Genomic DNA, 13,889 nt, shown 5'->3' with positions numbered 1-13,889 from the left:
TGGTTTCATTATTTTAAGAACTGACACCGGGTGGTTTTCCCGGATCATTTTTGCCAGATAAACCCCTTTCGGCAAGCCGTTAGGGTGCTCCTCTTATTATAATTTTGTCACCTTCTGTTTCGATCTCATCGCCGGGCCGGAGTTTAGCGCGTTTGCGCGACTCCGTATTCCCGTTTACCAAAACTCTGCCTTCGTCCACCAGTATTTTAGCATGGCCACCGGTCTCAGCAATCCGGAGCAACTTTAGCAATTTCACCAACTCAATATATTCCGTATGAAGGGTAAATTCCCGCATTATAATTTCATTTTTTGTCTGATACTTTCAGGAATGGCCTCTTTATGGACCATGATTGCAATGGTTTTCAGACGCACGTAATCTTCGGTCAGGTGCAGATACCCACCAAAATCGTTACTGTCAGCTCCCCACGAATTTTTTGTATAAAAACAGGTTTGTCCCTCTTCATTTTTTGAAAGACCCACGATGTGCATCAGGTGATCATCAGTAGTTGCACGGTTATAAAATGTCTCCTGACGCAACGCCTGGTCTACCTTCCCCTGTTGTTTTTCCGGGAGAAAGGCCACCCCATTTCCATGATCAAAAGTTTTTTCGCTGTTGTCGCCATCCCAGCACACTGTAAATCCATTCTCCAATGCATGCACCATCACTTGTACCAGTTCATCGATGGGCAGATTGTAATACAGGGCATGAGACCAGTTATCCGGAATTTCGAGTACAAAAGGCTGGTAAAAAGGATGATGGGTATACGATGTAAGTTCCACAAAATCATCCGGATCGATTCCGAACTTATCACGAAATTCAGCGGGTGTTAAACGGCCTTTCCCTGTTTTTACCTGTTTGGGAAGTTCCCCAATATGTTCCTCCAATAACGAATGAAAATCGTCTATTCTTTCAGCATGAAAGTCCTTCCGGTTTTTATTCCTCTCCCCAACTTTTGTCTGCATTTCGCGTGAAAGCTCCCGGTGATTAAATCTGCCATCCACCTTTTTCCCGGGGAAAATGCTTTCGGGTACCATACCATATTCGCGCAAAACATCCGTAACATCGTGCGCCTGTCCACCCTGTCCGAAATTAATATTGCCATGATAAAGAAGGTATCTTTTCGCTTTGTTCAGGTAAGTGTGATACACAAAAAACATTTCCGACAAATCCGTTTCAGGATATCCTTTGCGTATAATTTCCGACTCCAAAAAACTGGCAACTGAAAAACTCCAGCAGGTCCCTGTACTTCCCTGACTGATTACAGGAGTGTGATCCACAACAGTTTGAAGTGTAAAATTTCCGGCATTGGTTTGTGCCCGCACCGGGAGGTTCAGAAATGAAAGAACAAATAACACTATCAAACTGATTTTCATAACAAACGAATTTTAGCTGTTTTTAAGTTCTTCCTGTTTCTTTTTCGGTAATTTTTCAACAACAATCCGGTAGGAGTCATCGATAAGTTGTTTAAGCATTTTATCCGGGATTGAACCATCTATTTCCACCGTATTCCAGTGCTGCTTGTTCATATGATAACCCGGCTTAATGGCCGGGAAATGTTCCCGCAGTTCCAGGTTCTTTTCAGGTTCGTTTTTCAGGTTTGCAGAAAAATCACCTTCCAGACTGGCAAGGCAAAACATTTTTTCCGCCACCTTAAAAACCAATGCAGTTTCTCCGAAAGGGAATCCTTCCGTTACTCCTTTTTTAGACAGGCAATATTCCCTTAATTCTTCAATATTCATTCCCACGCCTTTTAACAACCTTCTTAAAAAATACAATTAGTTGCTGTCAAATTTAAACGTTCTGTATAAATAAAACATGGCCGGAAAGATAATAAAAACTCCCACAACCAGCGCAATCAGCAAGTGCACCTGGGTTTCCGGCGGTGCAACGGAGCTTGCCAGCGTAATGTCGGGACCTCCTTCGATTTTCACCAGCACCGGAAACTGAATAGCGAACCAGCCTGTTACAATCATCGTTGTCTGAAATCCGGCAACCATCCGTACCATATTTCGTTTGTTTTGGTTCAGCCCTTTCCACAAAACGGGCAGGGCCAGTGAGGCCAGCACCACACTGACAATACTCACCGGCGAATGATAAAATTCGTAAAACAACGAATGACCGTTAATTTCGGCGGCGATAAAAACAAGCGCACCAGCAACAACCAAAAAAATAATTAACCGTTTTGCCAACCGGGTAAAACGCCGGATATGACTTTCATCTTTTATCTCACCCACTGTATAAATATTGGCGAGGAAGGCAAATAGCACCACAATAAAAAGTCCCATAAAAAACGAAAACAGATTGAACCAGGGGCGAATGTAAACCGTATAAAATCCCTGGCTGTAATCCGTCGTAATATTTCCGAGGATAATCCCCCCTGCTGTTACCCCCAAAAAGAATGTGGTTAGCAGGCTGGAATACTTGAAAATAGTGGAATATATTGCTTTGGGTGTTTCTTCTTCGATGTCGTAATGACGAAAAGTAAAAGCCGATCCGCGAAAAATGATACCAAGCAGCACCAGCAGAACGGGAATATGCAAAGCGGTAAGAATGGTGGAGTATACACTCGGAAAGCCTACAAACAGAATGACCACCACCAGGATAAGCCACATGTGATTAGCTTCCCACACCGGAGCAATGGCCCTGGTAACAATTCCCGCAGCTTTCCCTCTGGTCAGCAGTTCGAGAATCCCTCCCCCAAAATCAGCGCCTCCCAGTAATACATAAAGCAAAAGGCAGATAGCAAGGATAGCAAGGATTATTTCAGTCATTGGACAAATATTTTGAATGTAACATTTTAATCTGACGGCTCAGTAACCAGACCACAACAAAACTAAGCACCAGGTAAACCGCCGTGATGGTGTAAAAAGTATATTGAATTCCCGGCATGGGTGTGAGTGAATCGCGGGTTTTCATAATTCCGTAAATAATCCAGGGTTGCCGCCCTACTTCGGTAACAATCCAGCCGGCCTGGATGGCAATAAAACCAAAGGGCGTGGCAAGAATAAGCAGCTTCAGCCACCATCGCTTTACAAGCCAGTGTTTCTTTTTGTAAGTTGCTATCAAAAAAATTACGCCCAGTAAAGCCAGAAACATCCCAATAGCTACCATCAACTGGAAAGAATAGTGTACAATGGGAACCGGTGGCCATTCATCTTCCGGAAACTCTTCCAACCCTTTCACTTCGGCATTAAAATCGCCATGCGCGAGAAAGCTCAGGAACCCGGGCAGTTTGATGGCATATTTTACCTCCCTCTTCTCCACATCGGGAATGCCGCCAATAATAAGCGGCGCTCTTTCTGAGGTTTCGAAATGTGATTCGAAAGCAGCCAGCTTGGCCGGTTGCAATTTGGCTACACTTTTGGCTGCAAGGTCGCCACTAATTGGCTGCAATAAGGCAGCAACAGCAGCAAATGAAAGGGCAATAGTAATTGCTTTGGCATGAATTTCCAACCTGTTTTTCAGGTAAAGGATAGCATGTATTCCCGCAACCGCAAACCCGGTGGCCGAGAAAGCGGCAATAATCATGTGGTGTGCCTGCGAAAACCAGGCTTTATTAAACATGGCCTTCACCGGATCGATGTTCTCTGCCTGCCCGTTCACCCAGTCAAACCCTGCCGGGGCATTCATCCAGGCATTGGCTGAAACAACAAAAATACCGGAAAGAACCCCGGCAATTCCAACTACCAGCCCCGTGTATAAATGAACCTTTCTGTTCAGCCTTTTCCAGCCATAAAGGAAAAGTCCGAGCGCAATGGCTTCCAGAAAAAATGCCGTACCTTCCCAGGAAAAGGGCATCCCAAAAATAGGCCCGGCATGCTCCATAAACCCGGGCCAAAGCATCCCAAGCTCAAAAGAAAGGACAGTACCCGAAACCGCCCCAACAGCAAAAAAGATGGCTACCCCTTTTGCCCAGGCTTTGGCCAAATCAAGGTAAACCGGGTTATTGGTGCGTTGCCATTTCCATTCAGCCAAAAACATAAACCACGGCATCACCATTCCAATACAGGCAAAAACAATGTGAAAACCAAGTGAAACCCCCATTTGCATCCGGGCAGCCAAAAATTCGTCCATACTTATCTTTTTTGAAAAAAAAAATCAAACTATACTACATTCAACACCCGAAAACCTTTTCGGTTTGAACGTTTTCAAAAAAGATATACCTGGAAATTCCGGCAAATTATCTAACCGATTGACAAAATGCTACTTAATCTGATCCACCCTAATACTGAAACCGGCAAGCTCCCAAAATAATCGAAACCGGTTTAGAAATACACCGAAAAATTGCTATCAAATCGTTGCCAAACCAACAAATAACACACACAATCAATTTTCCCCGCGTTCCGGAGTAACTCAATTGCTCGTCTTTACCACCGCCGGTTTCCGTCGATCTCCTCAAAATACACTTCATAAATTTTACCATCGGCCAGCGTAATTTTTGTCCCTAAGGTGGAAAAGACCGGTGTAACATCCATCATTTCAATTTCTTTAATGGGGAAAAGTTCTTCCTTCGTCCATTCCGAATCATCGGTTTTGTGCAACATTACCGTTATCATTAACTCCATAGCCGGGTTTTTATCCAATCTTTTCTTACGGGCAAAAACGACGGTACTTTCTTCCGCTTCGGCATTCCGGTTGGAATGTACCAGACTGTCCACTTCATCCCAGCCGGTGTAGGTAACCAATGCTACCTGCCGTCCTTTTATGGCTGCGGTTATAATCTTTCTATTCCCTTCTTCGTACTGATTCACCACAGCCCTCTCTCCATTTATGTGCGGCAATCCGAAATGACCAAGTGTAAGCTCATGTTCAAAGGCCAAACGGGTGCGATCTACCCGGATTACGCCTCCCGAAATGATAATATCAGCCAAATCGATAATGTACCCCACCCCGTTATTCGGAGGCTTTCTCATAATAGCCTGCCGGTAGATTACTCCAGCTTTCACCCCGTTAAACACCATCCCTTGCGAAATAAAAAAAGACCGGTTTCTTTCCGCACTGTTATTAACCGCGAGGCCCGTCAAATAGAAATTGATATCCTCGCCGCGTACATCGCGCGGATCCCAACTTCTGAAACTGTACTCCATGGATGTTCCCCCTGAGGGGTCGTGATCTTCCCAGGGGAAATGGGTATTGTACATTAGTTTTGAATAGTTGGGATCGTCGTAATACACCTTGCCCGGAATGATTTCAGAGGCGCCGGATTTTCCGTGATTAGCCAAAACCAGTCCCGGATTTTCCAGTACAACAGTTTTTGTATCTGTTCCCAGTTCTTCCCAAAATCCTTCGTTTTCGCGTGCTGTCCAAAAGGGTGAATCTTCAGGCAAAGCCAGGCAGATAAATGGCAGGAACATAATAAACGGACTGGCCGGGCAACTATAGTTTTGTACCATGTATTCCTTCCTTCCGTAAAAACCGAGGCTGGGAATTTCATTGTGATAAAAATCCTCGCGGGTTACAAATTGCAACAGCGAACCGGAACACAACCGCCGGGCAAAACCGGCATCAATTAACGGTTTGTCCTTCAGCATAAAAGCGACCGGGAAAGCCCCCGAAACCCACGTGCGGTAGCAAATGCTACGCGACCACATGTTTATGTACCCTTCGCGCCCAAAAAAACCGGTAATCGATTCCATCAGTTTGGTAGCCGACCGCTCAATGATTTCTGCAATTTCCGGGTAATATTCATCTCCGAAAGTCCGGTTCCAGATAGTGGTATACACAATAAACAAACTGATAGAATAATAATTGTAGGTTTGCTCCAGGTACCAGCCATTTCCTGAATGATAGGATGCGACCCATAACAAATGGCTCTTCAGCAGTTCATCGTCTATTTCGTATCCGTATTTTTTCAGAAAAGAGAGTGTAACGATATTAAAAATCCGCCAGTTATTCTGGGTAGTCCGGTGGTGCGCCCATTTTGAAATGGTGGCTACCATCTCCTCCTTTTGCTGTTCGGAATAATTTGTCCAGATAGTATCAGGCATCAACAACAAGGTTTTAAACAGTCCTCCAAACTCACAGGTAAACTGGTAGGTGGAATCGGGTAAATCTTCCGGCAGAGGCAGGGAATTTGCATGGCCCGGAGTCAGTGCGCGGTACAGTTGCAGGCTGTAATAATCGCGCAATTTAATCCCCTTAATCTCCACTTCCGGATCGACATGAATCAGCGGACCGGCAAGGGTGAAAGTACGTTCCAACGCTTCAAATTCCAGCGAACGCCACCGCCAGTCAGGATCATCGGGTTGTGGATAGGTTTTACCCGGGACTTCCGGAAATGTCAGCGGATCATTTATCGAACCAATATGGGTGAAAGCTCTTTCGAGCAGATACTTCGCCATTTCTATGTAGTGCCTGCGGGTCATGCCGGTTAACGGACTTACGCTAAAATCCGGATCTTCCACTTCAAATGCTCTTTTCATACTATTAAAGTTGTTTTTTTCAAAGGTATAGTATGCCTGCCCGGCTTACGCGGTCAGACGGGGAACTCGCATGTGCTTTAATCATTCTTCTGGGCGTAAATGTTTTACATGCTCGTTTCATAATCATTTCTCTTCCGTTTAACAGAATGACAAAGATTATGAATGAAACCCCATTCTTATTAATCCTGAATTAACAATGACTTGTACTTTTTTAGCAACAATCTGAATTAAACAAGTTGAAATACATCTGATTTAATCAGATCGAACAGAAAAACATGCTGAAAACGTGATTGAAAGGTGTGGTTCATGATTTTGTCGGGAAGGTTGTAACTTTTTACCCCCCGCAACCGGTCGGTTGTTATTAGCAGCCAATAATAATTAAGCCTTTGCTTTTGATAAATCCGCAGTTTTTCATCCTTTTTGTGAATGGCTTCGCGAATGTCGGCCACTACATTTTTGGAAACTCCGAGGTTGTTCGATCGCTCCCACACCGAATGTTGCAACTCAGGGTGATATACAATAAGCAGGGATTCCAACCCTTCAGGAAGTGCCTCTTTCCCGACCGACTCCCTGAAAAACGAACCGGGACTTTTCCCGGCCACCGCCCGCCGGATAATACCTGCCATTTGAGCCGCCACGGAAAGCGCTCTTTCTTCTGCAATGGAAAAATTTTCGGAGAAAAGAAATTTTACAAAAAGCCTGAAATCCGAACTTTGCTCAAACAACGCCCGGGAAGTTTCAATAATATGCTCCCGAAAACGATTCTCTGTCAGTTCATCTTTATCCGGAAAATGGGCATTTAACGGATTCAGCCGGGTGAGTTCAATGCCGAGGTTATTCCTGCTTTTTAGCTGTACAATAAAATCGGGTGATTCGGATGTAACAACCTTCCCTTTCGGGAAATCGGGGTAGCATTCCCTGAAATAGTGCATCAGTAAAACTTCCAGTTGTTTTTTTTCCGGCTGCATCAAAAAAAAATTTTCCGAAAATTAAGAAGAATATTCATTATTCAATCAACCCGGACAAATTTCTCCGGGCTGCTAAAACCTTAACATGAAGGCGCCTCAATTATCTCAGAATGAAAACCCGGTAGGGTTAAACCAGGGATATAAAAAAGAGGTTGTTCTGAAAAAAATCAAAACAACCTCTCCTTATTCTGCTTACAGAAATAATCCTACTCCATTTCCCAATCGTCTGTCCGGAAAGAAGACGCAGGTAATCCTTCGGTATTAAATAATTCTCCGACAACAAAATCTTCAAAAGCATAACGAACAGCCACCGGCTTTTGAACCGATGGAGAAAACAGCGTGATGCCATCGCGGGTAATAAAAGCGGTTGCTTTATGGAATCGTTTGTTTTCTCCGGCAACCATAAAATTCTCCAGCTCTTTGCCAAAAGTAGTCAGTCCGTTTTTGGCATGGTCGAAAGTGAGCTTTACAATACTTCCATCCACGGTCATCTCCTTCAACACCGGACCTGAATACTCAAACCCTTTCCGACCGTAAGTTTTAGCCAACGCAAGGTATGCAAGCCGTTCGCCCACTTCCTCTTTAGCCGCCGGATGGATATTGTGCTTTTCTCCCACATCCATTGTACAGGCCATTCCAAAATTAGGAATAGCTGACGATGCTTTCAATTGTGCCTCCCGCAAAAAAGCAGAGTTCGAACCATTAACATATTGGTAGGGAGCAATCTGAACGTAATAGAATGGGAAGTCTCCGATATTCCATTCAGCCCTCCAGTTTTCTGCCAAACCGGGCATCAATTTTTCGTACTCTTTGGGCTCGTTACGATTCGACTCACCCTGGTACCACAAAGCCCCGCGAATGGCATAACCTACCATAGGCGAAATCATGGCGTTGTAAAGTACAGTAGGAGTTTGTGGCGAAAAATCTTCCTTACTGCTCTTATCCGGAAGGTTTACCCAATCAAATTTACCAAACCCATTTTCACTCATCCAGGGTTCAATCCGGGTACCTCCCCAACTCGAACATATTAATCCAACCGGAACATCCAGTGCTTCGTTTATCATTCTTCCAAAAAAGTAACCGGCAGCGCTGAAATCAGCCACATTCTCAGGAAGGCATTCCAACCATTCTCCCGAAAAATCATCTATGGTTTCGAGGCTTTTGTTTCGCTCTACGGTAAACAGACGGATTGATTTATTCGCAGATGTTGCAATGGCTTCATTTGAGCCAACCACCGGTTGGTTCCGGTAACCGGCCATTGTCATTTGCATATTCGACTGCCCGGAACAAACCCAAACTTCGCCTATCATCACATTTTCAAGGGTGAGGGTTTTCCCATCCGAAATGGTTATGGAATAAGGGCCACCGGCATCCGGAGTACTCACTTTCAGCTTCCAGTTTCCATCGGCATCCGATTTGGCTGTATAGCTTTTTTTGTTCCAGGAGGTCGTTACCCTCACCGTCTTATTCTCTGTAGCCTTTCCCCAAATGGCTGCATCTGTTTTTTGCTGCAACACCATGTGGCTGCCAAAAATAGCAGGGAGCTTTATTTCAGCCCGAACACTTGTTGAAAAAAGAAAAAGAAAAGAAAGGGAGACAATGTAAAAAATCTGTTTCATAATTAAACTAAATATAAATTGACTTGGTTAATAACAAACAAATATATTAAATCCCGCTGATACATGGAAGTTTAACCCGGAACACAGATGTCCAACCAGTCTGCACCCCTTTCCCTGGGTTATCAAAATAGATGAAACCCTCTAAAAAGAGATGGTATCGGGATGTCCGCCCCTCCGATGATTCTTGTCTAACCGGTCGATTTTGGCCATATCTTCCGCACTGATCTCGAAATCAAAAATATCAGCATTGGAAATAATCCGTTCGGCATGCACCGATTTGGGGATGGTCACTACCCCTTTCTGAATATCCCAACGGAGTACAATCTGCACCGGCGTTTTTTGATACTTTACTGCCAGCGCCTGCATAACCGGCATTTCATTCACCCGGCCTCTCATAATGGGACTCCAGGCCTCCTGCTGAATCCCTTTGCTTTGGCAATATTTCAGTAATTCAGGCTGAATGAGTTCCGGATGAAATTCAACCTGGTTTACTGCCGGAACCACTTTGCATTCGGGTAAAAAATCTTCCAGGTGGTGCACCAGGAAATTACTCACACCAATGGCCTTCACCACTCCTTTTTCATACAACTCTTCCATGGCTTTCCAGGTTTCTACCGAACGTTTTCCCTTGGGCCAGTGAATGAGGTAAAGGTCGAGGTAACCGGTTTGTAGCCTGTCGAGGCTTTCTTCAAAAGCCTCCATTGTGGAATGGTATCCCTGATCGTTGTTCCACACTTTCGATGTAAGGAAAATTTCTTCGCGCGGAACTCCACTTTTTCTGATACCATTTCCAACACCCTGCTCATTTCCATACACCGCCGCGGTATCAATACTGCGATAACCATGCTTCAGCGCTGTTTCCACTGCATCTTCCACTTCCCTGCCCTCATTGGCCCGAAAAACCCCCAGCCCAAGCCAGGGCATCTCCACACCGTTATTCAATATGACTCCTGAAGAAATATCCATAATTGTATCTTTTAATTGAAGGACTTCTAATGTACTGTTTTTTTGATGAAACAACCAGAAATGAATACTTTCATTGAATGGTTCGGCAATATTTTTTTATTTTGCCGAAACTTTGAAAAGCAAAAATATGAACGTCTTCAAATTTGGCGGAGCATCGGTAAAAAGCGCAGATGCTGTTCGCAACCTCGCAAAGATATTGAATGGGTACAACGAAAACCTGGTAGTGGTTATTTCAGCCATGGGTAAAACGACAGATTTACTTGAAACCCTGGTAAAAGCCTATTTTAACAAGGATGAACAGAAGCGGGCCATTTTCGGGCAATTCAAAAATTTTCACATTGAAATTTGCGATCAGCTTTTTAATGCGGCACAAACACCTGCCCCTGTCTCGAAGCTCATCAATGAACTGGAAGAAAAACTGGATAAAACACCTTCGCTCGATTATGATTTTGAATACGACCAGATTGTTCCTTTCGGGGAACTGGTTTCCACCAGCATTGTCAGCGAGTACCTGAATGCGACTGGTAAACAAAACCAATGGATTGATGTGCGCAACTGTATCCGCACCGATGATCTGCACCGCGATGCCTCCATCGACTGGGAACTGACCGGTGAACTCTGTAAAGAGACGTTTGATTTCAACGAAAATACCCTTTACCTCACACAGGGGTTCATCGGTTCAACTCCGGCCAACATTACCACAACACTGGGCAGGGAGGGCTCTGATTTCACCGCGGCTATCATCGGAAATGTACTGGATGCCGAGAGCGTTTCCTTTTGGAAAGATGTACCCGGTGTATTAAGCGCCGATCCCAAAAAGATGGAAGGGACGACCAAAATTGATTCGCTGTCTTACCGGGAAGCTGTGGAAATAACTCATTCAGGAGCCAAAATCATTCATTCCAAAACCATGAGGCCGCTTCACAACAAGGGAATTCCGCTGTACGTAAAATCCTTTTTGTCGCCTGATGATCCGGGAACGGTTATTCACGAAATAGATCATAAAATTCAGCTTCCCCCGATTTTTATTTTCCGCGAAAACCTGGTTTTGATCACGCTGTCGGCCAAAGATTTTTCATTTATCAGTATTGAAGACATCGAAAGAGTGGTTCATTTCCTGATTGAAAACCGGGTAAAAGTAACACTTATGCAGCAGTCAGCCATCGATTTAAACCTGGTACTTGATGCTGGTGAAGCTGACTGGGACTGGCTCATGAAGGAGCTATCGCCCTTTTACACCATCCGCTATAATACAGGATTGACACTGATCACCATAAGACACTACACTGAAGAAACACTCGACTGGATTGTAAAAGAGAAAGATATTTACCTGGAACAGCACAGCAGGCTGACAGCAAGAATGCTTGTTAAAGAATAAGATTGATGGCTGCTTGTTCTTGTTTAAGGCAGAAATTGTAATTTTGGTAAAACTCAATTGACCTATACAGCAAAATTGATCCAAAATGAAACAAAAAAGAATGGTACCCTTTGCCATTGGGTTACTTGTTATTGTGGTGGCACTTTTGGTTGTTGGCAAAAAAGCCGGCTGGATTGGGAAAGAATATGCCATTAGCGTAGCAACCCAAAAGGTGGAAAGTAAAACCATTACGGAATTTATAACTGCTAACGGCAAAATTCAGCCTCAAACTGAGGTAAAAATCAGCCCCGACGTTTCGGGTGAAATCATCGAACTTTATGTAGAAGAAGGGGATCAGGTAAAAGCCGGAGACCCACTTTGTGTTATAAAACCCGACATGTATATTTCGGCGCTGAACCGTTCAGAAGCTACCCTGAACTCGTCTAAAGCGCGGCTCGCGCAGGCTGAAGCACAACAGATTGAACGGGAACTGGCCTTTAAACGCGCACGGCAGCTTTTTGAATCCAGTACCATTCCCGTTTCGGAATTTGAGTCGGCAGAAGCAGCTTTTAAAGTTGCACAGGCAGAAGTGCGTGCCGCCCAGTTTGCGGTTAAAAGCGCAGAAGCCTCCGTAGAGGAAGCAAAAGAACAACTCACGAAAACCCGTATTTATGCTCCGATGCCGGGAACCATTTCGGCACTGAAAGTAGAAAAAGGGGAACGTGTGGTGGGCACCAATATGTATGCCGGAACCGAAATGATGATTGTGGCTGAACTCGAAAAAATGGAAGTACAGGCTGAAGTAAATGAAAACGATATTGTAAAGGTTTCCTTAAATGATACTGCTCTTATTGAGGTAGATGCCTACCTCAACCGCAAGTTCAAAGGGGTGGTAACAGAAATTGCAAACTCAGCAAAAGTAACCGGTACTGCTACCGACCAGGTAACCAATTTCGATGTGAAAGTATTCCTGTTACCCGGGTCTTACGCAGATCTCATTGACTCAACAGCCCGACAATTTTATCCGTTCCGCCCGGGTATGTCGGCTACGGTTGATATTCTGACCAATACCCGCGAAGATATTATTTCGGTGCCTATTGCAGCCGTCACCACCCGCGTGCCGGATGAAGATAAAAAAGGCGGGCAAAAGGAAAATTCTCAAACCGATTTATCACAACCGGAAGAGCGAACCGAAGTCGTTTTTGTGCACCGCGACGGACGCGCCCGGCAGGTAAAAATAAAAACTGGTATTCAGGATAATGTCAGCATTGAAATTACGGAAGGCCTTTCCGAAAACGACGAGGTGATTACAGCCCCCTACAATGCAATCAGCAAAACGCTGAAAGACAGCATGCAGATAAAAATAGTACCCGAAAAGGAGCTGTTTGAATAATTGTCAGTCCCAAAAATAATCCCGGTCTGCTATTTCCTTCACCCCGGTCATCTGTACATCGGTGATGGTCAGCCGTGATGTTTCTTCTATCTTTTGTCCGTTGAAACGATACTTTTTATGCAACGAAAAAATCTCGGGTTTGAGGTGAGTGTAAGTAACCGAAAAATCGTATACCACATCTTCATAATAATCGGAGTTGGAGCTTCCTACCGCCAGTGATTTTCCCTGCCGGTTGTGTTTAGCCGATTTTACAGTGCCCTCAATTTTTTTTACAGAATAATCCTCTTTCCCAATCGTAATTTCCCCTTTAAAGGAAGTGGCATGAAAATCCTGAGCTCCTTCCGGAGTAGGGTTGGCCTGGCTGAATGAAATAATCCAGGCAGCAGCACCGTCCACTTCCGGCTCGTCAACCAACTTCAAATCGAACTGACTCAGCAAAGAAGGATTAAGCACTGAGTTGGCTGTTCGCACCCAGTCCAGTTCCAGCAATTCATCAAAATTGGTAATACCAGATGAAAAGCTGTAATCCGGTTTATCCTTTTTTACTTCATAATTCCGCATCAGAAAAGCATCCGTTTTGGAAGGCAGCTTGTAGCCGGTTTTATCATAAATCAATACACCGGCATTCTCTTCCACCTGCAGGGAATCGTCAATCACCTTCCCGTTTTCAAAACGGCACACAAGATTAAAAGGACCTCCAACAAAATTGTAAGGCGTATTCTCGGAAGCCATTCGCAGAATCCGTGTCAAAACTTTGGATTGTGCGGCCACATCCACGTTTTCAATATCATACGTTTGCGGCTCCAGCTTGATAATATTAAATTCTCTGTCGAATAATGAACTGACAGGTAATGTCTGGTTTTTATATCCTACTGCAGAGAAAAAAATCTGTTTCGACACCATCTCCTCAGGTATTTTTAGCTGAAAATCACCATTTTCGTTGCTGGCGGTTCCATAGAAAGTGTCTTCAATCCCGACGTTGGTATACGAAACTGCTTCATTCGTGGCCTCGTTAATAATTTTTCCTTTAATGGTTTGTGCCACCCTCGTTTCAGTTTGCGCGTTCAAAATCAATGTTAAAAACATCGGTAATATCAGCAGGACAAAGTATCTTCGCATCTTTTCAAAATTTTCAATAAAAGTAATCATTCTAATACAATTCG

Annotated in this window: 12 protein-coding genes; 2 read left to right on the top strand and 10 right to left on the bottom strand. The window is 44.3% G+C overall.

Features of this window, described 5'->3' with window-relative positions; genetic code table 11:
* Window positions 1–79: 79 nt before the first annotated feature.
* The 9 genes from D1164_RS08100 to D1164_RS08060 all read right to left on the bottom strand — a co-directional run bounded on the left by D1164_RS08100 (window position 80) and on the right by D1164_RS08060 (window position 9,976).
* On the bottom strand, window positions 80–295 hold the full coding sequence (locus tag D1164_RS08100; protein ID WP_119349461.1) for an RNA-binding S4 domain-containing protein: 216 nt from the start codon (window positions 293–295) through the stop codon (window positions 80–82).
* Window positions 295–1,374 carry a C1 family peptidase gene (locus tag D1164_RS08095; RefSeq protein WP_119349460.1) on the bottom strand — a complete coding sequence of 360 codons (1,080 nt, stop codon included), beginning with the start codon at window positions 1,372–1,374 and terminating at the stop codon, window positions 295–297. The genes D1164_RS08100 and D1164_RS08095 overlap by 1 nt, the downstream gene beginning before the upstream one ends.
* A gap of 12 nt (window positions 1,375–1,386) precedes the next feature.
* Window positions 1,387–1,740: an MmcQ/YjbR family DNA-binding protein gene (locus D1164_RS08090; RefSeq protein WP_119349459.1), complete on the bottom strand. Its 354-nt coding sequence runs from the start codon at window positions 1,738–1,740 to the stop codon at window positions 1,387–1,389.
* Window positions 1,741–1,776: 36 nt separating this feature from the next.
* Window positions 1,777–2,772 (bottom strand): cytochrome d ubiquinol oxidase subunit II, encoded by a 996-nt coding sequence (locus D1164_RS08085; protein WP_119349458.1) that lies wholly within the window; start codon window positions 2,770–2,772, stop codon window positions 1,777–1,779.
* Window positions 2,765–4,075, bottom strand: a complete 1,311-nt coding sequence (locus tag D1164_RS08080; protein WP_119349457.1) for a cytochrome ubiquinol oxidase subunit I — start codon at window positions 4,073–4,075, stop codon at window positions 2,765–2,767. Before D1164_RS08080 ends, D1164_RS08085 begins: the two co-directional genes overlap by 8 nt.
* A gap of 293 nt (window positions 4,076–4,368) precedes the next feature.
* A complete protein-coding gene (locus tag D1164_RS08075) occupies window positions 4,369–6,423 on the bottom strand; it encodes a DUF2264 domain-containing protein (RefSeq protein ID WP_119349456.1) in 2,055 nt (684 codons plus the stop codon).
* 227 nt (window positions 6,424–6,650) lie between these two features.
* Window positions 6,651–7,391 carry a hypothetical protein gene (locus tag D1164_RS08070; protein WP_119349455.1) on the bottom strand — a complete coding sequence of 247 codons (741 nt, stop codon included), beginning with the start codon at window positions 7,389–7,391 and terminating at the stop codon, window positions 6,651–6,653.
* Window positions 7,392–7,597: 206 nt separating this feature from the next.
* Window positions 7,598–9,010 carry a sialate O-acetylesterase gene (locus tag D1164_RS08065; protein ID WP_119349454.1) on the bottom strand — a complete coding sequence of 471 codons (1,413 nt, stop codon included), beginning with the start codon at window positions 9,008–9,010 and terminating at the stop codon, window positions 7,598–7,600.
* A gap of 141 nt (window positions 9,011–9,151) precedes the next feature.
* Entirely contained in the window at window positions 9,152–9,976 is an 825-nt protein-coding gene (locus D1164_RS08060; RefSeq protein WP_119349647.1) for an aldo/keto reductase, read from the bottom strand.
* 127 nt (window positions 9,977–10,103) lie between these two features.
* Between D1164_RS08060 and D1164_RS08055 the strand changes: the two genes are divergently transcribed.
* A complete protein-coding gene (locus D1164_RS08055) occupies window positions 10,104–11,354 on the top strand; it encodes an aspartate kinase (RefSeq protein WP_147372093.1) in 1,251 nt (416 codons plus the stop codon).
* Between the two features lie 85 nt (window positions 11,355–11,439).
* Window positions 11,440–12,726: an efflux RND transporter periplasmic adaptor subunit gene (locus D1164_RS08050; RefSeq protein WP_119349452.1), complete on the top strand. Its 1,287-nt coding sequence runs from the start codon at window positions 11,440–11,442 to the stop codon at window positions 12,724–12,726.
* Between the two features lie 3 nt (window positions 12,727–12,729).
* Here the strand turns inward: D1164_RS08050 and D1164_RS08045 are convergent, their stop codons facing one another.
* Window positions 12,730–13,845: a carboxypeptidase-like regulatory domain-containing protein gene (locus tag D1164_RS08045; protein WP_172594386.1), complete on the bottom strand. Its 1,116-nt coding sequence runs from the start codon at window positions 13,843–13,845 to the stop codon at window positions 12,730–12,732.
* Between the last annotated feature and the right edge of the window lie 44 nt (window positions 13,846–13,889).

Origin of the sequence: Mariniphaga sediminis (assembly GCF_003573545.1) — a bacterium.
In the GTDB taxonomy this organism is placed as follows: domain Bacteria; phylum Bacteroidota; class Bacteroidia; order Bacteroidales; family Prolixibacteraceae; genus Mariniphaga; species Mariniphaga sediminis.
The sequence above is the reverse complement of the archived record's forward strand: the minus strand, read 5'-3'. Positions and strand labels throughout refer to the sequence as shown.